This is a genomic window from Stieleria varia (assembly GCF_038443385.1).
Lineage (GTDB): Bacteria > Planctomycetota > Planctomycetia > Pirellulales > Pirellulaceae > Stieleria > Stieleria varia.
The window spans coordinates 3,489,350-3,509,842 of record NZ_CP151726.1 but is presented as its reverse complement, the minus strand read 5'-3'; the positions used below and the strand labels follow the sequence as shown (position 1 = coordinate 3,509,842).

At 55.6% G+C, this 20,493-nt stretch carries 12 protein-coding genes; 10 read left to right on the top strand and 2 right to left on the bottom strand.

What is annotated here, in order from left to right:
* Positions 1-55: 55 nt before the first annotated feature.
* From Pla52nx_RS11570 to Pla52nx_RS11540, 7 genes are all read left to right on the top strand, one after another.
* Complete coding sequence (locus Pla52nx_RS11570; RefSeq protein WP_146520203.1) at positions 56-6,418, top strand: Ig-like domain-containing protein; 6,363 nt, start codon at positions 56-58, stop codon at positions 6,416-6,418.
* A 176-nt stretch (positions 6,419-6,594) separates the two neighbouring features.
* Complete coding sequence (locus Pla52nx_RS11565; protein ID WP_231741999.1) at positions 6,595-8,433, top strand: alkaline phosphatase D family protein; 1,839 nt, start codon at positions 6,595-6,597, stop codon at positions 8,431-8,433.
* A 230-nt stretch (positions 8,434-8,663) separates the two neighbouring features.
* On the top strand, positions 8,664-9,908 hold the full coding sequence (locus Pla52nx_RS11560) for a DUF1559 domain-containing protein (RefSeq protein WP_146520205.1): 1,245 nt from the start codon (positions 8,664-8,666) through the stop codon (positions 9,906-9,908).
* A gap of 104 nt (positions 9,909-10,012) precedes the next feature.
* Positions 10,013-10,891 (top strand): RAD55 family ATPase, encoded by an 879-nt coding sequence (locus Pla52nx_RS11555; protein WP_390620387.1) that lies wholly within the window; start codon positions 10,013-10,015, stop codon positions 10,889-10,891.
* 57 nt (positions 10,892-10,948) lie between these two features.
* The gene (locus Pla52nx_RS11550; protein WP_231742001.1) at positions 10,949-12,412 is read left to right on the top strand and encodes a sulfatase family protein; all 1,464 of its coding nucleotides are present in this window, start codon (positions 10,949-10,951) and stop codon (positions 12,410-12,412) included.
* A gap of 139 nt (positions 12,413-12,551) precedes the next feature.
* Complete coding sequence (locus Pla52nx_RS11545) at positions 12,552-12,962, top strand: hypothetical protein (protein ID WP_197454602.1); 411 nt, start codon at positions 12,552-12,554, stop codon at positions 12,960-12,962.
* Between the two features lie 169 nt (positions 12,963-13,131).
* Positions 13,132-15,105: a TolC family protein gene (locus Pla52nx_RS11540; RefSeq protein WP_197454603.1), complete on the top strand. Its 1,974-nt coding sequence runs from the start codon at positions 13,132-13,134 to the stop codon at positions 15,103-15,105.
* Between the two features lie 344 nt (positions 15,106-15,449).
* Here the strand turns inward: Pla52nx_RS11540 and Pla52nx_RS11535 are convergent, their stop codons facing one another.
* Positions 15,450-17,579: an AMP-binding protein gene (locus tag Pla52nx_RS11535; RefSeq protein ID WP_197454604.1), complete on the bottom strand. Its 2,130-nt coding sequence runs from the start codon at positions 17,577-17,579 to the stop codon at positions 15,450-15,452.
* A 95-nt stretch (positions 17,580-17,674) separates the two neighbouring features.
* Positions 17,675-18,022 carry a hypothetical protein gene (locus Pla52nx_RS11530; RefSeq protein ID WP_146520210.1) on the bottom strand — a complete coding sequence of 116 codons (348 nt, stop codon included), beginning with the start codon at positions 18,020-18,022 and terminating at the stop codon, positions 17,675-17,677.
* Positions 18,023-18,289: 267 nt separating this feature from the next.
* On the opposite strand from Pla52nx_RS11530, the gene Pla52nx_RS11525 reads away from it, so the two are divergent.
* From Pla52nx_RS11525 to Pla52nx_RS11515, 3 genes are all read left to right on the top strand, one after another.
* Positions 18,290-19,213 (top strand): hypothetical protein, encoded by a 924-nt coding sequence (locus Pla52nx_RS11525; RefSeq protein WP_146520211.1) that lies wholly within the window; start codon positions 18,290-18,292, stop codon positions 19,211-19,213.
* A 186-nt stretch (positions 19,214-19,399) separates the two neighbouring features.
* Positions 19,400-19,786 (top strand): hypothetical protein, encoded by a 387-nt coding sequence (locus tag Pla52nx_RS11520; RefSeq protein WP_146520212.1) that lies wholly within the window; start codon positions 19,400-19,402, stop codon positions 19,784-19,786.
* 6 nt (positions 19,787-19,792) lie between these two features.
* Positions 19,793-20,407, top strand: a complete 615-nt coding sequence (locus Pla52nx_RS11515) for a class I SAM-dependent methyltransferase (protein WP_146520213.1) — start codon at positions 19,793-19,795, stop codon at positions 20,405-20,407.
* The last annotated feature ends 86 nt before the right edge of the window (positions 20,408-20,493 follow it).

Genomic DNA, 20,493 nt, shown 5'->3' with positions numbered 1-20,493 from the left:
GGGTCCGTTAGCATCATTTCGGGGCTGCCCGCCATCCCTCGAAAACACCGTGACGATGACAACGCGAAAGACTCGACGTCGGCCACACGCTTCTGCCGGAAAACGCCGCCATACCCGCCCACTGCGTCTGGAACGCCTTGGCCCACGGGAAATGCTCGCTGCGGATCTGACCAATCCGGGAAATCCACTGGATGTCAACAACGACCTGAGGATCTCTGCGCTCGATGCTTTGCACGTGATCAACGACATCGCGCGGATCCGTGCGGCCGAAGGACAGGTTCAGGTTGCCGAAGGCGAACTAGCTCCCGACAACTATGTTGACGTGACGGGCGACGACAGAGTCTCCGCGCTGGATGCCTTGCAGATCATCAACGCGATGTATCGCCGTGATGCGGAAATCACGTTTCGCTTAGCCCACGACACCGATCGCGAGCAGATGGGCAGGCGTGACGAACGCACCTATGACCTAACGATCCAAGGACGCGTGAATTTTGGGGATGGTGACAAGACGGTTTTCATCGGTATCGAACAAAATGGTCAATTGACCTGGATCGACCTGACGCCGAACGTTGATGAGGAGGGCTACTTTGAGCTCACCGATCGTCAGGTCCGTGCAATGCTGACGGATGTCGTCGGACCAGGGTCGTTCGAGATCCTATTCAGCCCCGATGGAACGTCGACTGGAATGCAAGACATCGAGATCGAATTGCTGGTCTCACCACCGCGTCCCGAGCTGACCGAAGCAGCGATCCCGGAAGACGGCTCAGCCACCTTTGACATCACCGGCGCGATCTACGACCCAGATAGTGATCCCGCATCGCTCCAAGTCACGATTGCTCAGCAACCCGCGCACGGCACGCTGACGATTGACGCTGGGATGTATCTCTATCAGCCAGTTGAGAATTTCTTTGGCATCGATACGATCGTCTATGAAGTCAGCGATGAGCAGGATTCCAGCGGTCCGGTGACGCTGACGATTGACGTCCAAAGCGTGAATGATCTGCCCGAAGTTTCTCCGATCACTGATCAAGTGATCCGATACGATGATGGCTCAATCCGTTTGCCGCTGTCATTGTTCGACATTGATGACACCACGCTCGAATACGTCGGCTATGCGACCGTCGCCAACCATTTGTACGAAATTCGCTCGACGTACGGATTGAACTTTGCCAGTGAGGAAGCGTTCAATCTGGTCGGGCTGAACGAGAAATGGTTCTTTGGCAATGATGGCACATCGTTCTTGTTGCTGCCCGATGGTGATCTGGTCCAGTGGCTCGGCGAAGATTCAGATGCGACCCAAAGCGAACTGTTGATCGCCAAACTCAGTCCGGAAATTTACGCCGATCCCGAATTGCTCAGCCGTGCAGCTCAAGAAATCCTGGCACCGGCAACCGTTTCGGTGACAGACGACTGGGTCGTTGTGATTCCAGATCCAGGTCTGTACGGAACGATCACGATCAATATCTCTGTCGTGGATGCAACCGACGGTGTGGTCAGCCGCTTTGATTTGGAGCTGACACCTCCAGGTCCAGAACTACAGAAACAACTCGATCGCGTCGACTCACTGATCGCTGCGGCCGCTCAGCTTTCCCTAGAAAACACGCCGCAGTTCTTGCAGTCCGTGGCCGGCCAACTCGACAGTTTCGCACCGGAACTGAGATCACAGCTCACGGAAATGTTGACGCAGGTTTTGTTCGATTATGAACAGACCGTCAAACTGCAGATTGCATCGGAGGACTGGCGACTGATCGAAGAAGCCGAAACCAAACGAGAATTGGCGACGGCACAATGGGTGGATCAACAACTCGCTATTCTGAAAACCAACTACGAGTCCGCGATTTCCCAGTACGGCGATTCGATGCTGGCGGACAACCCTGCCCACTCGGCGCCACCACTGTTTGTGCAAGGCATCGACTATAGCGAACCCATCCAAGTTCGCGTGGGCGACACGTTTGAACTGGATTTCCGAGCGATCCATCCCGACGAAGTCGGATTCTTTTACGCATTGGATGGCTACGATCAAGCCAAACACGGATACCTGCCGTGGAGCCCACAGACAGGCCTGTTCACTTGGTACAACGTCCCCAAAGAAGCCATCGGCTCCAACCAGTTCACGATGCGTTCGTGGCGTCCCGGCGAAGACACCGAGGCATCAGTGACGTTTACGATTGTCGTCTCGCCCGATGAAACAAGTTTGGAACTGCTGACGGTTTCACCCAAGACCATCTCGGATTTGGGCACCGATCCGGTCACGCTGACCGCTCGAGGAGCTTGGCATCCGGAGTATTCGGGACTCGGCGTCGAGTTCTACCAGGACGCCGACGGCAATGGTGTCTTCAACCGGTTCATCGATCGCTACCTGGGTCGGGACGAAGACGGCAGCGACGGCTGGACATGGACGGGAACACCGCTGCCGGGTACCGGAGCGAGTTCCGTCAAGTTCTTTGCCCGATCGGTTTGGAGTTCGATTGACGAGATTGTCAGTCCGGCCGTCAGCGTCGAGGCCGACGTGATCGCAGTCCCACGACTGCAGGCCAGCGTATTGGCGGCCGATGGCGGGGTCACCAATTTGAACAGCTATGAAGACGGAGATTTGCCGCACGAAGATCACATCGTGCGTTATCCCAACGGGGATTCGGTGATCGCGTCGAGTGTCTTTGCAGGGCAGGACGGTGGGATCTATCTGACTCGCTACAGCAACTCGGGAATCGACGGCACAGGAACAGCAAAAGGACCGGCCGTTCGCGTTGCGCCCTCGGGTTTTTGGAAGTATGAAATCACCGGTGACGCTGCCGGCAACATCCTGCTGGTCACCAGTTACGACTCCTTCACGCCAGATGGGACGAACGATCCAGGTGTGTTTTTGTTTCGCATCGACCCCGATGACAACGTGATCGGCGATCCGATTCGACTGGACGGGCAAACCAATGACGGATTCACGTTTACCTCAGCAATGAACTCCAGCGGACAAGGCTTCGTCGCTTGGAAAGAAACCTACGTCAGTCAGCCCATCTACATTCAGACGTTTTCTCAAGCCGGTGGGAACCTGCACGACGTACAGATCCTGGACCTGCACGGCGGCTTTCACGACGGATCTCAATGGGATTCCTCCGCGATCAACGAGGCAGGCGATTACGTGATCGCATGGCCCAACCAAGCCGCGATCGGAAATGTCGCCGAGCCGGATTCGATGCGAGTCATTTTGCACGAAATGTATCCATTCGATGCCGCGATCAATGACGACGGCTGGTTCGTGTTGGCCAACGCGGGGCTACAGGTTTTCGATCCAGACGGCAGGCTGGTGGGTGAGCCGGTATCGGTCTTTCCCAGCAATGGTCGATCCATCCAACGCCAAGTCGAGTTTCTCGACAACGACACGCTCCGTCGAGAATATGTGTCGCGTAGCGGCGACTCTGGACCGCGATACTACCGTCGCCAGAGCTTTCAACTGCTGACGCATCCTGCGTTGATGATCAGCGAGTCGGAGATCACTTCGCTGTCTCAGCAGGTCCCTCAAGCGGGCTCGCAGATTGATGTCCGCGTGTCCATCGAAAACACCGCCAGCGAATCCTCTGATTCAATCACCGTCGCGTACTATTTGAGCCACGACGGTATGATCGATGGACAAGATCGCTTGCTGGGATCCATGACCATCGATTCAGGCATCACGGGTAACCAAACACAATCATTTGACAAGACGCTGACGCTGCCACCGCAAGTCGATCCGTTCTACAGTCGAGGATCGACGGAGCTGTCGCTCATCACACAGGTGGTCGGCAGTGGCGATCAGATGGCCACGGCTCTGCCATTCATCGAGTTGGACTTTGCCCAATTGCTCGGTGCAAAGCTCGATGAACTCGACGCGATCATGGCGTTGGAACCGCCGGATCAGCCGACGCGAATCGATCCGCTGCATCAACTACAGAACTACATCGACCCGCTCGCTGTCCAGCAGCAACTCTTTGGCGGCGCGGGATACAGCAATCAGATCCCCGATGCGATCAACATGTTTCAGCTCCTGGGCTATCAGTACTTGGCCGGTCTCAGAGCGATCGCGTCGCGTGCACCGTACACCATGCGCGAGGGCATTTACTCACTCGGGTTGGACGTCGAAGGTGCCATCGACCGATTCGAATCCGAGCAGTTTCAAGCCGCCCAGTGGGAGGAAGAACAACTGCAGCTCGCGCTGGATACCCGCAACGCCAAAGCGACTGCCGCGCAATCGCAAAAGAACGCGACGATCAAGAAGGCCGCCGAACGTGGCAATCAGTTGTTGGATGAAAAAGACGCCAAGATTGAGTCCGTTCGCAACTCAAAATCGCAGCGTGAGACCGAAAAGCTGACGCAGTGGAACCGAGATTTGAGCGAAGCTGAGAATGATCTCGCCTCACTGGATGACTCAGAGGAAAGCATTGAACGCATTAACCAGAAGCTTGACAGCACTTCGTTCTCACTTTCCTGGTCTGGCGCCATCGACTACGTCGTCGAGAAGGGCAAGAACGCTCAGGACTGCGTCGGCGATCTCGTCGCCTGCGGTGAACAAGTCGCTGAAGAAACGAAGACTTTCTTTCAGGGCTTGAGCGAGCATTACCAAGGCTTGTACGTCAAGGCAAAGAATCAACTGGACGCGAGGATCGCAGACCTCAACGACCAGATCAGCCGCGTCGGATCTATCGTCCAGTCGGAGATCAACCGAGCGATCGCCACGATTGTCGAGCAGAAAAGAAAAATCAAAGAAAAGTATGACGAAACGGTCGCGAACGCCGAAGCTAAACGGAAAAAGCTAGCCGACAAAGCGGAAGCGGAATGGGAAAAGGCGAAGACGGATATCGCGGCTGCCAAAGATGACTTGGTCGAATTTACCGAAGCCAAAGCCGCACCCGTCCTGCAGAAGGGACTCGACGCGGTCTCGGATCGCATCGATGACCTCCGTTCACCCGCGGGAATCCTGCAATCCTTGCAGGATGACCTGCAGCAACTCGATACGATCAATCCGTTCGGAACCTTGGCCGAGATCGCGAGCACGATCGAAACGACCGTTACCTTTGCAGGCGAGATTCTGGGTGAAGTCAAGCAGCAGCTTGAGCCCGCGGTGCAAGCCATCAAAGAAGCCGGCGGAGAATTCGCCGACTGGGCAAAGGACACCGGTGGTGAAGTGGCCCAGCAGGTCAAAGACAATTTGCTGTCCGTGTTCAATGAGGAAATCGTCGCCTACAAAGTTGAAACCGGGTTTGACATGACGCTCAACCTCGGCAACGGTTCCATCTTTATCGATGCGAACATCGCGCCGGGCATCGATTACGACAGTCGAAAATTCTTTGACTTGCTCCAAGGCAACATCTCGTTCCCCGATCTGGATCCGATCGAAGTCATCACCAATCTGCTGGGTGTCGAACTGGTGATCCACAACAACTACGACACAATTCGTGACTCGCAGTACGCGGAGTTCGGTGCAACCAACGTCTATTTCTCCAGCGAACGATTCGTCGAGTATTTCGGAGGCGAAACCCTGCTCGGCGATGCGGTCGAGATCGTTGCCACAGGTGGCAGCGCGGCGAAGGACGCCATCACCGACCTTGCTAATCAACTGCGACTGGAGTTCAACGATTTATTCAGTTGGCTGGAACTGAAAGGGCAAGAACAATTTGACTCGATCGTGCCCGGATTGTTCAAAGCGCTGATCACCCAAACCCCGTTTGAATCACCGCACCTCGAATTGCGGTGGACCCCGGTGACGTATCGCTATGAATTGGATTTCAGCGATGCGGGCGGCAAACTGGCAAAACTCAATCCGCTGCAACAATTGGCTACCGATCAACTGCTGGAGTCGGATTACGTCAAATCACTGATCGATGGATTGAATCTCAACGTCGACTCGCCTCATGCAGCGTTCACACTGGTCTGGAAGATCCCCGAGGGCATTGATCCTCCAACACTGGAAGAAATCAATGCCGAGATCGATGCCAATCTACAAGACTTTGACTTCGACGATTTCTCGGGTCTGTCGATCACCGGTGAATTGATCGATCTGACAATCGCGGAGCTAAAGACACAAGGGTTACCGGAGGTGACCGGTCAGATCTTGGGCGAACTGGCAAAGGTGATCATCGGCGAAAAGCAGATCGAAGCCGTCGTTGCCGGTCAGATTGCCGGACGTCTGGATTTTGACTTTGATTTCATCCGTACTGAACTGGATCAATTCCGGTTGCAGAATTTGGAAGGCTACAAACTGGATCTTCGCGGAACACCGGCCGGAATTCGGCTCGCTGAGTTCTTTGATCGAATCACGTTTGGGAACGTCGGCACAGCGATGCTCGACGAATTATCGTTCGACTTGACCACGTTTACCCTCAAAGTCTCGGGGACGCTCTGCCACAAACATTCTTGGGGCAGTTTGGCAGATATCATCGGTGTGTAGTATCGCCCTGACCACACGGGCAACGTCGCTGCAAAGTATTCTGAGTCGCGGATTTGGCAAGCCGCCGGATTGCGGCGAGACGTCGTCGCAGCATTCTTTCCCCAGAAACTGAAACCAGAACGAGCATCATGCACCGCTTCCGACTTGGCCCATTGGCCTGCGTTTGTTGTTGTCTCTTGGCCAACTGTTCCATCGTGCTCGCGCAGTCGGATTCCGATTCGCAGAAAAGCGTCACTGTCCAACGCGATCCGATTCGTTTGACGCACGGCCCGATGCTTGGACGCCCGGTGGACGGACGCGTCACTGTTTGGGGGCGGACGTCGGACCCGGGACAGTTCGAGGTTCGATATGGCGTCGAACCCAATCGTCTGGATCTCATCAGCGGGCCAGCGACGACGACTTTGGAACACGACAACACAGGTACAGTCGAACTGACCGATCTGAAACCCGATACGCGGTATCACTATCAGATCTATGTCAACCAGCGCCCGCACGGATTGCCCGGCAGTTTCCTGACGTTGCCCGATGCCGAGTCGTCTCGCAATGCGGAATACAACCCGTCGGGCCTGTTCAACTTTCGTTTTCAGATCGGATCGTGCGCAAACCAGAATCCGTTGCACGGCGCTGGGCATCGTGCGACAACGTACGAGTATCTGAACCGTGATTGGGCGGACAAGGTTCACTTCCACATCATGAACGGCGACTGGCTCTACGAAGAGCTGCGTGACTATCCGCCAGCCGCGTGGCAGTTGATCCAAGGCGCCACCACCCTGCCTAATGTCGTGACGGTGATGCCAACGATTGTTGGCGTTTGGGAAAACTACAAGCTGTATCTCAATCGCGGTGTCGAACTAGCACGTTGGCATCGTCACGTGCCAAGCCTGTTTACCTTCGACGACCACGAGTTGATCAACGACATCTGGGGTTCCGCGGAGACCGGCAAACGGCATCGCCGAACCGTGTTCCGCGATATCGGCACACAGGCTTGGTTTGACTATCTCGGCTGGGCCAATCCGATGGAACACAACCATCCGCTTCATTTCGGCAAAGCCAAAATGACGGCAGGCAGCGACTTGTTGGTCGATACATCCACCGACTTTACCAAGTTGCCACTTTCAGAGATGACGAACCTGCATGTGCACTGGGGAACACCCGACGCGGGTGTCAACGACATCGAGCTTGACAACGATGATGGACACCCCAATTCGTACGTGTATGACATCGTCAAAGTCGTCGACGCGCATACGCTGCAGTTGCACATGCCCGCCAGAGTCAGCGACTCGGAGATCAGCTACTCGATCGGCAGACGAAGCTATGGAAAATTTCGCGTTTCCAATTGTGAGTTTTACTTGCTCGATACCCGCGGAGATCGAGACATGCACGATGTCCGGCAACGAGATAAACCCGGCGTTTCCATGCTCGGCCGCGCACAGCGGGAGTGGTTACTGAGGGGCATGCAACAGAGCGATGCGGATTTCTTTTTTGTGATCTCCACCGTTCCTTTTATGATCCCACACAGCGGGGCAGGAGGCGTCGAGTCCGATGCGGCGAACAAGGAAGAAGCGTGGACGGGATTCTTTGACGAGCGAGAACAGTTGATTTCCGAGTGGGAGAAACTGGACAAAAAGGTCTTTGTCATGACGGGAGACCTGCACAACAGTTTCGCCATCCGCGTCACTGACGATATCTGGGAATTCTGCTGTGGTCCACACAACAGCGTCAATCATGTTCCAGTGTTGGACGAAAGTGATCGACCGGCGACCGGGAAATTCAAGTTCGGGCCGCGAGAGTGTGACATCCGCTGGAGCAGCTACGTGCTGCCGGATCTGCCGAGGCTGGAACGTCTGTATCCACATTTCTGTGTGGTGCAGATCAACAACGTCTTCAACATGCCACCCCAATTGGATGGAAAGCGTCTGGTGGCATACCCGCACCCCCAAGTGATCTTCCAGTACTTCGATGGCAAGACAGGTGAATTGGCCTACGCAGAAGCGATCTCGCTGGACCGCAAGTAAGCACCCCTCGGATGAGAGGACGATCATCGATAAGGGGCTTTCGTCGCGCGGATAACACACTTAGCGGCAAAAGGTTTCGCATTAAATCCAAAAAAAGTTGCTTCGATCGCCACATTCGCTGCGTCATCTTTGCAATACTCCAAGGAAGCTACTTTGCGGCCAAGCCAACCCGGTCATTTGACCGGTGGCGTGGTGGCAAGCGTAATTTTTTCTATTCAGGAGGCTGACACATGCGAAAGCGAAGTACATGCCGGCGTGGTTTTACGTTGGTGGAATTGTTGGTGGTGATTGCCATCATTGGAATTTTGGTCGGTTTGTTGTTGCCAGCGGTTCAGGCGGCGCGAGAAGCGGCTCGACGAATGAGCTGCAGCAATAACTTCAAACAGATCGGTCTTGCGATTCAGAACTATCACTCCACGTACAAGAACATGCCGATGCAAGCCGGCGGGACGTGGGTGAACAACAACAATCCCCAAAATGAAAACAATCGCCATCGGCTGTCGTATCTCGTCGGCTTGATGCCTTTCATGGAACAACAGGCTCTGTGGGAATCCTGCTCCAACCCCAGCCAAGCCACGGTGGGAAATCTGACGATCAACCTGCCCAGCGGTGCGTCGAATTGGCCGGCGATGGGTCCTGCGCCTCATTACAACCGCTATGTGCCTTGGATGACCGAGGTTCCGACACTTCGTTGCCCAAGCGATCCTGGGTTTGGGCCACCAGCAATGGGGCGAACCAATTACGGAGCTTCTATGGGAGACACGGTCGATTTCATGAACACCGGTTTTGTTGACATTCAGAACGGATCGATCAACAACCCGCCTCGGACGTGGACCCAAAACCGGGCCAACGCAGCATGCCGCGGTGCGTTCATGCCGCGACGAGAGAGCAAGTTTCGCGACGTGCTGGACGGACTTTCCAACACAGTCTTTGCGGGTGAGATCGCGACTGACATCGGTGACCGTGACAAGCGAACCAAGGCGTCGATCCAAAACGGCACCCCGGCTGTTCGTGACAATCCCAAGACCTGTGAGGTCCTAGCCTACATCAGCCCGACTCGACCTCGCTTTTGGTCCAACGGTGGTGACGGCGGGACGGCCCCCGCTGTCTTGGCTGGCAATTCGCAGGGACGTGGCTACCGATGGGCGGATTCACTGACGGTCTTTACCGAGGTCAACATGATCTTGCCTCCGAACTCAGAGCTTTGCTTGGGCGGTGGTTCCAACGGTGGCGTCGGTGCCCCGGGGATCGCTCCTCCAAGCAGCCGTCACCAGGGCGGCGTCCATATTCTGATGGGCGACGGCGCGGTGATCTTCATGAGCGATTCGATCGAAGCCGGCGACAGTCGCGCTCCCACGGTTTGGCTCAATGGTACTGGAGGGGCCACCGTCGGCTCCATCAGCCCCTACGGCTTGTGGGGCGCATTGGGAACTCGCGCCAGCAGCGAGGTCGTCGAGGAGCAGTTGAACCAGTAGTCAAGACACTGGATCAATGACAGAATCTGATGCCCCGGTTCGCAGCCTTGCGGACCGGGGTTTTTCATTCGACGTATTTCGTTCGCTCCACAAATCAAGCAGAAATCATGGCAAGAACTTCCACCGGATGGCCGGATTTGGATGAGATGCTCGGCGGGGGACTCTTGCCCGGCACGATGACGGTCGTCCTCGGGGCTTCAGGCATCGGCAAGACACAATTAGGGACCCGGTTTGCCCACCATGGACTTCAGCAAGACGGTCATGCCGGGGTCATCTTTGACATGACATCGCGAGGTGATTCACAGAACCACTTGGACTACGCACGCAGCTTGTGCGGCTGGAATCTGTCGAGTCACTCGCCGCAGGGAGCACCGTCTTTGCCCGATCTGATGGACCTGAATGTTGCGATCCCCCAGCACATGCACCAGTTCTCACATTCAGGACGGCGTGTGACAGAGAGCGACATGACACCCGACCAGTGGCGTGAGTGGAAATACGAGCAAGCCAAGCAGCTCGATCGAACCATCGCCTTCTTTTACGGCCACTTCGTTCGAGGAGTCCGCCGTTGCGTCATCGACGGAATCGAACCGACGGACAAGGCATCCGATTCGATTCAGTTCGAGATGTTCGAATACATCTACCACCAAATCCTGCGAAAAGAACACGATTGGGTGGCACGAGATCTGTTTCGAGTGGCTTTTCGCGAGCATAGCGACGTGATCATGACACAAGCCTACGATCATCGAGACATCGCCTGTTTGCTGCTGGCGACGTCGCACGAGGTCATGTTGGACGACTTGATCGTGCGACCGTTGCAGAGTGGTGACGTGTTATCCAATGCCAACACGATTATACTGATGGGCAGAGTCCGCCAGTCGGATCGCTTGGGGCGTGCTCTGCATGTCGCCAAGCACCGCGGCAGCGCATGTGACGACGCGATTCGCCCGTTTGAGATCACCGACGGTGGATTGCGATTCATCTGAGCACCGTTGACGGTGCCCCATCCCATTTCAATCTTTCCCTCCCTGGTGCGACATCCCATGAAACACACTCTCGCAACGTTGACCTCAATGTTGTTGACATCATTGCTGTTGTCATTGTGCTTGGCGACATGCTTTGTGATTTTGACGTCGACCCACGCACAGGCCCAGGAGAGAGAAACCTCGAAACCAAATTTTGTCTTCATCATCGCCGATGATTGCACTTTTCGAGACATCGGTTGCTACGGCGGTCAAGCACTCACGCCAAACATCGACAAGCTGGCATCGCAAGGTTTGCGAATGACGCATTGTTTTCAGTGCGCGCCGATGTGCTCGCCGACGCGCCACAACATTTACACCGGACAGTATCCGGTCAAGACAGGTGCGTACCCCAATCACACCGTCGCCTACGATCACATCAACAGCATTGTTCAGTACCTCAAGCCGCTCGGTTACCGCGTCGCGTTGTCTGGAAAAACGCATATCGGCCCGCGATCCGTCTTTGATTTTGAATACAGCGGCCAAAACAATCCGGACATGCAGGCGATCGATCAGTTGATGGCCGAATCGATCAAGAACTCCACCCCGCTGTGTTTGTTCGCGTGCAGTAACGAGCCTCACACGCCATGGAACAAAGGAGACGCATCAGCCTATCCGCCGGAAAAGATCCGGCTGCCCGAGTACATCCCCGATACGCCCGTGGTTCGCGAGGGATACAGTCGGTACCTCGCTGAGATCACTTATTTCGACTCTCAAGTCGGTCAAATCGCTGACTTGATCGACAAGCATGGACTGGCCAAAGACACCGTCCTGATGGTCGTGTCTGAGCAAGGAAACTCGATGCCGTTTGCCAAGTGGACCTGCTATGACAGCGGCTTGCAAAGCGCCATGATTGCACGCTGGCCCGGCAGAATCCAACCTGGTCGCGTCAGTGATGCGATGGTCGAATACGTGGATGTCACACCGACGTTTGTGGATCTGGCGGGCGGAGAATTGGCAAGCGAGCTGGACGGAAAAAGCTTTGCAGACGTGTTGCTTGGAAAAACCGATCACCACAAAGACCACGTGTTCGGCTTGATGACCACGCGTGGAATCATCAACGGCAACGACTGCTATCCGATCCGATCCGTTCGGACACGGACACACAAGCTGGTGATGAACTTGCAGAGCGATCAAGCGTTCACGAACGCGTGCACCAAGTCCCCCGAGTTTTTGTCCATGGTCAACGCCGCCGACCAAGGAGACAAGGCATCCCAGCATGCGGTGGAACGATACCAGCATCGTCCCGAGATCGAGCTTTATGACATCCAAAACGATCCACTGGAAATGAAAAACCTGGCCGGCGATCCAAATCAGCAAGAGCGAATCAGCGAATTGCGAGAGATCCTGGAACAATGGATGCTAGGACAGGGCGACAAAGGAATCGCAACCGAGATGGTAGCCAACCATCACAAAAAACAAAAACCCAAAGCCAATCGCAACGGAGCAAAGAACGGAACACGGCCCAAGCAGGCTGCGAAGTGATCTGTGTCGTCAAAGTCCTCCCAAGCGTCATCGATGACGGAAATCCCCCAGGCGTAATGGCCATGTTTCATGGAGCAATCGGTAGGGAATCGTTGTAGATTTTGGAAGTCGATTTCCACCAGTCTCATGGGTCAGCAAGTTGATTCAGCCAATTTCCACCGCCGCGCATCCTCTGGGGATTGTTCCTTCACCAGAAGCAACCTTCGAGCTTTTGCAAGCCCTGCAATGTTCGTCAACGAGTGATCAGATTGATTCTCACCACGACGAGCGTCGGATCACGGAACGGACTTACGTGTTCAAGCCCATCATGTTGCAACCGCTCGCCGATGATTTGCAGCCTGCCGGAGAACCGATCCAGGCATTGAGTCGTGACGTCACCATTTCAGGTATCGGTTGGATTTCGACAGTACCAGTTAGCGACCAGTATCTGAGCATCGACCTGTTTCCCGACACCCACGAGTCCCGTTGTGTGATCGTTCGGGTGGCGCACCAGCTTCAGTCGGGCCCGCTGTATCTTGGTGGCGGCGCGGTCGTTGTGGACTGGCAGTAACGCGGCACCTGAATCATTTTTTGCACAACGATGGGACCTGCCTAGCAACCGGTACCGGTCGTGCGGAATGCCCGTGTTTTGCACGCGGGGGACAGTCCTCACCAGATTGATTCACGTTGCGACGATAGCAACCGAGGGCAACTATGGATGGATCGGAACCCAGGATGGGATGATTCGGCTTGCTATGATCGGTACCCAAGGACGGGCACAGGACTGGCTGACGACTGCTTGGAACCACAGCAGATCGCTCAACACGTGGATTCAGATGATACTGATCACGTTTGTCGCTGCGCCGCTATTTGCAGACTCGCCCCCGCTGAGTGATCTCCGACTCGATGACGATTCGGGGATGTTGGAGAGCGATCAATTTGCGTGGCAAACCAAGCCGCTCTACGTGGAGCCACCGACGCTTGACTCATCAGATCGGCCCAACCCGATCGTGACAAGACTGCCGGACCCCAAACCGACTTCGTCCCCTCAACCGCAGCGTTGGCGCAGCGGTGAAAGCGTGCCGGCGCGTTTGGCCTCATCGTTCGTTCATCCGGCAGATCAGAACGGTTGGACTCCAGACAGCGGGCAGTCAAAAGACCCAAGCTTTCATGTCGGGGATGTGCTCAGCCATCTGAGTGCAGACGCGACACCGGGCGAAACGACGCTACAGTTGGAAACTCCGTGGTGGCGTCAGCATCAGAGCGAGTTGATCGACAACCGACGACAACCGATGCAGATCAGCTTGGATCAACTGATTCAAATGGCTCTCGAAAATTCCGCGCAGATCCGTGTCTACGAAAAGACGCCCCAGATTCGGCACACCGCAGTCGCGGAAGCCTACTCGGCATTTGATTGGACCCAGTTCCTGGATTCAAAATGGCAAGACATCTCCGATCCGGTCGGCAGCACTTTGACGGTGGGCGGAAACGGGACACGGTTCCTGGACAACAACATCCAGTCCAACATTGGGGTGCGACGACGGAACGAGCACGGCGGTGAATTAGAAGTCAACCAACGCTTCGGCCATCAAAACACCAACTCTCGATTCTTCATTCCGAACGATCAAGGCACGGCACGCTTGACGCTTGGCTACACCCAACCCCTGATGCGTGGGCGAGGAACGACGTACAACCGCAGCCTCATCGTTCTGGCATCCATCGATGCACAGCGGGCAACCGATGAGTATCAACGTCAGTTGCAACAACATTTGCTGGAGATCGCCAGAGCCTATTGGACACTCTATCTGGAACGCTCGACGCTGACTCAAAAGGTCAGCTTGTACCTGAAATCCCTGCAGAACGAACAGCAACTGAGAGAACGCCAGGCGATCGATGCACAACGTTCGCAATTGGTGCAAGCGACTGCGGCTGTGGAGAGTCGCAAGAGTGACTTGATCCGAGCGCGGGCAGCGGTACAAAACGCGGAAACAAAGCTACGTGCCCTGATCAATGCACCGGGTTTGGACGAAAACAGTGAGATCATTCCGCTGGACGTTCCCACGCTGGAAAGTTTCTCGCCCGACTTGACCTCCGAGTTTTCGACCGCGATCCAAAATCGACCGGAAATCCAAGCTGCGATTAAAGAGATCCAGGCGGCATGCGTGCGAACCAAGATGGCCAAGCATGAAATGTTGCCAGTGCTGGACCTGGTGACCGAAACCTACGTTTCCGGCTTGCAGGGCAATTCGCAGGTCGGTGATGCATGGCTGGACCAATTCCGCGTCGGTGCGCCCAGTTACACGATCGGATTGGAATGGGAAGTCGCCGTGGGGCGGCGCGCCGCTTCTGCCAACCTACGCCGACGCCAATTGGAAAGCATCCAACTGAGCGAAAAGTATCGATCGACCTTGGAGCTGGTCAAAGCAGAAGTGGAGGTCGCGGTACGCGAGGTTGTCACCAGTTACCGCGAACTGGCGGCAAAGGATCGCGCTCGCCAAGCGGCGATCGTCGAAGCGGAAACACTGGAAGCTCGCTGGCGGACTCTCGGTGGACGAGACAACAACGCCAGTCAGCTGTTTGAATCATTGATCTCGGCACAGAGCCGAGTGACAGAAGCGGAACACGAGGTGTCCACGGCACTACTGACCTACAGCCTGTCGCTGATCAACCTGAGACATGCCAATGGAACATTGATGCAGATGACGTTCGAATGATGAACTGGTTGGTAGGCTGCCAACCCCAAGGGGGTTTAACAGCAAAGCCTGGGGTCGCGTAACGCACCCCAGGAAAAGCAACCGGACGTCCGTGAACCCCAACGGGGTTCGACAAAATGTAAGAACAAACGCAGGACGCCTGGGAAACGTAGTCCAACCCCGCTGGGGTTGAATGACAGTGTGGAAATTCTTCTCCCAGGGTGCGCTGTGCGACCCTGGGCTTTGGTGTTTGACCACGTTGCGGTCGGGAGCCTATCTCTATCTGTATCGGATTCAAGCCCAAGGGACGAGAAACCGTGGCTATGCCGATTTCTTGACTGCCCAGAGTAGGCAAGCGTTGTTCATCAGCCTGCGTTTTCGGGACTGGGAGAAGCAGTGGGAAGCGGAGCGTTGATCATTTCGTTGACGATGTAAGCACTCAAGCCGGTGATCGTCGGGTGGGTCCAAGCGACGACGGGTGTCAGCTCGACGCCCGACCAGTCCTGGGTTTCTCCGCTCAGTTCCACAGCGGTCATGGAATCCAGTCCGTACTGTTCGAATGAGCGTTCGGGGGCGATGTCATTTGGATCGACTCCGGCGCGACTGACCAACCACTGAGTCATCCAATCCTCAACCAACAGCGTGATTCCCTCACGTTGATTTTCAGAAATCGGTTGGGCGATTTCGGGAAATGCGATTGGGACTTGTTCTGAAATGGATGATCGATCGTATCGGTGTCGGGTGGCAATCTCGCCGGCTTCAAAACGTTCCCTGCAAAGGCTTCTCTGCACCTTGCCACTGGTGGTCAAAGGAATTGTCGCGGGACGCACCAGCCAAATGTGCTGCGGGTCGACTTCGTGCACCTCGATCACAGCCCTACGAATATCGCGGACGATTCGCGGGTACTCCGACTCATCGCAGTGCCTGGGCAGCTCGGCGACGATTGCCAAGTCATCATTTCCGGTGCTGCGAACCGCGAGCGCGGCCGAGTTTCCAAAGTCCGAACCGACGACTTCACTCACCGTCACCTCGATGTCCTGGGGAAACAGGTTTCGTCCTCGGATGATGATTACATCTTTGTGTCGGCCGGTCAGGTAAAGCTCGCCGTCGTGTTGAAAACCAAGATCACCGGAACGCAAATACTGGTTGCCATCAGGATCGTCTGCAAGAGCGGCTTTGAATTGCTCATCGGTGGCTTGCTCTCGCCCCCAATAACCCGACGTAACGCTTGGCCCACGCATCCAGACCTCGCCGATCGTGCCTTCATCCACTTGTTGACGTGTTGAGGGGTCGACCAAGATAATTTCCGTGTTCAGTCGGGGTGTACCGCAACTGACAATTTTTTGCTGACTCCGTTTGGAGGCTCGGTCCGCAGTGTTGGGGTCGACGATGGTCGGTTTGCCTTGTTCGACCGACGCTCGGCTGACCGACAAGACCGTAGGTGCAGAGGGGCCATCTCCGCCGGCCGCCAGCAAAGTCGATTCGGCTAATCCGTAGCAGGGATAGAATGCGTTTTTTGAAAATCCGCACGATTCAAAGCGATGTGCAAAGTCCTTGAGGGTTCGCGGCAAAACCGGCTCCGCCCCGCTGAACGCCAGTTTCCAACGGCTCAAATCGACGCCGTCTGATTGGTCCGGCGGAATGCGATCGACGCAGAGTTGGTAGGCGAAGTTCGGCGCACCGCTGATGCTGGCACCAAACTCACTGATCGCTTGCAACCAACGCAAAGGTCGCTGCAGGAACGCGCGGGGACTGAGCAGTACCGTGTGACCGCCGATGTACAAGGCTTCCAGGATCCCACCGATCAATCCCATGTCGTGATAATAAGGCAACCAAAAAACGCCTGTCGCGACATCGGTTGCATCGTCGTCTTGCCACTGGATTTGAAATCCATCTCGGATGGCTTCCAAGTTCGCCATCACGTTGCTTTGATGCACCATCACGCCCTTGGGCTCGCTGGTGCTGCCGCTGGTGTACTGCAAAAACGCGAGATCATCGAGTGAAATCGGAAGCGACTCGGGATCCAGTCCATCGCCAGCCACCTCGTCACCGGGGCGATCGGTATCAATGATCGCAACCTGGTGTGACAACTCAGGCAGCTTGTCCACCGCCAGAGTCGTGTGAACCTCTGCTGTGGTGACGATCGCGTCGGGAGAACAATCGATCATCACCGAGTTCAGCCGAGGCATCTCCCGATTGGGCTTGGGAAAACAAGTCGGAACGGGCGTCCATCCCGCCAATTGGCATCCCAGAAAACCGGCCAGGAACTCAAGTCCCTGTGGAAAGAGCAACGCCGCCCTGGGTGCGAGTTTCTTGGCTCCGTTGGAAAGTTCAGCCGATTGGCTGGCTGGCATCCGCCGCGCCAACTCACTCGCAAACAACCAGAGCTGCCGATAAGTCCACGTCTCTCTTGAGCCCGAATCGTCAATGTAGGTGACCGCCGGTCGATCTGGATGTCGCTGACTGCGCAAACCGATCCACTCAGGCAGTGTCATCGATTTGTGGGGGCCGGTTGCCGACATTGCCGAAAGGACTCTTCTGAATCAGTACGTGAAAGCCAGAGGCGGATGAATGCGACGCTGACAGGATATCAGTATCCAGAGACGGAAGCCCGATATCCTGATGAGCTGCTGTGCAACTGCAACAACGAAGGCACGGTCACCGTGGAATGAAACTGCTTGACACTACGGAGTGACACGCCCTCCGAACGATAGTATCGACGCCGGACCGTGTTGCCGTAAAAATGCAACGGACGGCTCGGCCGACACTCAATCGGCATCGATTTGATCGCATGACGCAGGTCACCGGTCGCAATGATCGGCAATCGACCGGACTGGCGACTCGCCATTGGCGAATGCGCGTCACAATGGGGAGCGTCGACGAAGAGAGCCAGGAGGGCAGAGGCGGCCGAAATGGCAAGGAAAATGGCATTTCTCATGATGATTTGAGCCGAACGAGGGAACACTGCTGGGCAATTGGCAATCGTAGCCCGTAGAATCCGAGCACTGATATTAACCCGATCGATTTGAGTGGGAATAAGCCACCCTGGTTTGGGGGCATCATCGGCACAAAAAATCATGGATTTTTCAATGCCGCAAGCGGACGCCGACCATTCAAAGCAAAAATCTAAAATAGCGTTTCCGCCGCCTTATGGGGACTCAACGACCCTCAGAGGCGTCGATTTCTGAATTTCACAAGATTGCAAATGAATCAACCGCTATCACCGTCCGACACCGCCGATCGACAGTCACCCAAATTTGGCAAAAAATCCATCGGGTCCTTGCTGTTGGTCGGACTGGTCAGTGTCTACGCGTTGGCGAGACCAACGATCAATCAGCGCTTCGGATTGAACCTGCCCGCCCTGACACAGGCAAGCAGTGATTCTGCCAATGCCGACCAAACCAACGCGAACCAAGCTGCCTCGACCAAGCAGCGATCCACAACGAACACCGCCGATACCGACAGCAAGTTTGCACCGTCCACTCAAACCACCAGCCAAAACTCCAAAAACGGCAGCACGAATGGTTCCCCCAGCGAGGCGACCGCTTCGGACTCCTCGGCCACGACAAGCGAGAAAAAAAATCCCGGAGCGAAACGAGGACCGCTGGCCGATCGCATGCGTCCCAACGGCGGTACCGGATCAAGCTCCAGCAAATCGGCTGGTGTACAAAAAGCGACTGCCGACCCCGAGCAAGATGAAAAGGGATCTGCGAAGCGGTCCTCTGAGACGGACGACGCTGAACTGACCTACGGTCTACTGCGTGAAGTACGCCCAAAGTACTTTCTCTCACCGGCGGGGCTTCAATACACTCCGGGCAGCGCGGAAGGTCACCGGCTGGAGCATGTCAAACGACACACGGTCGACGATCCATCGCGGACGATCCACGGCGTCTTTGATGGCGGAATGGAGGGTGCGGTCAAGACGATCGATCGCGCGTACGTGAAAGCCAAAGAGGGAACAAGAACGACGGTGGAAAAAGACGGTTCGCGAACGATCTACACCGTCGATATGGGTGGGCGAATCGGGTACCAAGGTGGTCGCGAAGGAAATCGGCGAAGAAAACCGATGGCCCGGCGGGTGAAACTGGTGCTAGAGGGAAACCTCGTGATCACGGCATACCCTCTTTAGGAACAACGATACATTTACGGCCGCACTTGGTAGTGGGATTCGCCAGAATTCCTCTCGCATGGGATTTCTGGCGAAATCCATTACGGCATTGATTGAGGTAACGTTCCTTAGCGGGCTGTTGGATGAAGTTTGCATTGATTGTCCTTTGTTTGTTTTTCTGTTTTTCGATCCGGAGTTTGCGCCGTCGTGCCCCCTCATCACTCGATTGATTTCTGCCCCGTTTGTGGCGGCGGTTTGTGTGGCGTTCGGATCTGTGGAGTGGATTCCCCGGATCATCTAGCCGCGTACTCCGAACAAGACTCCTCCGTCAGGCTGCCTCCTCACGGCTTGGTGATTTGCGATGAATGCGAAGCGATTTGGCTGGAGCCGGATTTGCAGTCGGATCATTTGTACGCCGATCCGATCGACTCACGTTGTCCGATTTGCAGCGAAAGTCTTTGGGGAGAACAAAGCCGCTGGGCCGACGAAAAGGATCTCAAGTTGCTCGGCTGGTCCGATGCGATCGACCGTTCTCTGGATGTCCCTGCGGAAAAACCGGATCAAGGTTATCGCACGGGCGAAGGAATGGCATAGCCAAACGTGTTGACCGAAATAGAACTACCTTCGTCCATCGATCAAATTCCGATCCCGGACGAGATCTCCGACTATCTGGCCGCCTCGCGTCAACGGATCGAAGCGTTTCAAGACCGTTGGGACGAATCGTTCATCGAGCAATTCGTGGCAGCCGACTACACGATGGTCTATCAGACGCTGACATGGATCCTGGAATACCAGCCTCTGATCGGCAAGCGCTTTCTGGAATGGGGATGTGGATTTGCGATCACCAGTTCCTTGGCCAGTGCGTTGGGTTTGGCGGTGTTTGGAATCGAAGCCCACGAGGATTTGATTCCACAGGCCCGCAAGACGTTGGAGCAGTGTGAGCACCCGTTTCAAATCGTGCACGGTGATTTTCTGCCACGAGGGACCGAACGTTTGGCGGACGACCCGACTTTGCCGAGCCTTGGGCATGCCGTGCCGTGCGGCTACGAGGCGATGGGCCTGGAGCTGGATGACTTTGCCCTGGTCTACTCCTATCCGTGGCCGCAAGAAGATCTCTTTCACGAACTGGTATTCGACCAACGAGGCGCGCGAGGAGCGCTGATGCTGATGTTCATCGGCCCCAACGAAATGCGTCTGATGCGTAAAACGTCGTAGTGAATGTGGTCTCTAGCGGTCCGTTACAGCTAATGAATAGGATAGCGAAACTCGTCAAGAGTTTCGGCAGTAGTTGTAAATCACCG

Coding starts and splice junctions, on each gene's coding strand:
- Pla52nx_RS11530 (WP_146520210.1), bottom strand. CDS start 18,022: ATGAGAAATGCCATTTTCCTTGCCATTTCGGCCGCCTCTGCCCTCCTG.
- Pla52nx_RS11540 (WP_197454603.1), top strand. CDS start 13,132: ATGATTCGGCTTGCTATGATCGGTACCCAAGGACGGGCACAGGACTGG.
- Pla52nx_RS11560 (WP_146520205.1), top strand. CDS start 8,664: ATGCGAAAGCGAAGTACATGCCGGCGTGGTTTTACGTTGGTGGAATTG.
- Pla52nx_RS11535 (WP_197454604.1), bottom strand. CDS start 17,579: ATGACACTGCCTGAGTGGATCGGTTTGCGCAGTCAGCGACATCCAGAT.
- Pla52nx_RS11550 (WP_231742001.1), top strand. CDS start 10,949: ATGAAACACACTCTCGCAACGTTGACCTCAATGTTGTTGACATCATTG.
- Pla52nx_RS11570 (WP_146520203.1), top strand. CDS start 56: ATGACAACGCGAAAGACTCGACGTCGGCCACACGCTTCTGCCGGAAAA.
- Pla52nx_RS11525 (WP_146520211.1), top strand. CDS start 18,290: ATGAATCAACCGCTATCACCGTCCGACACCGCCGATCGACAGTCACCC.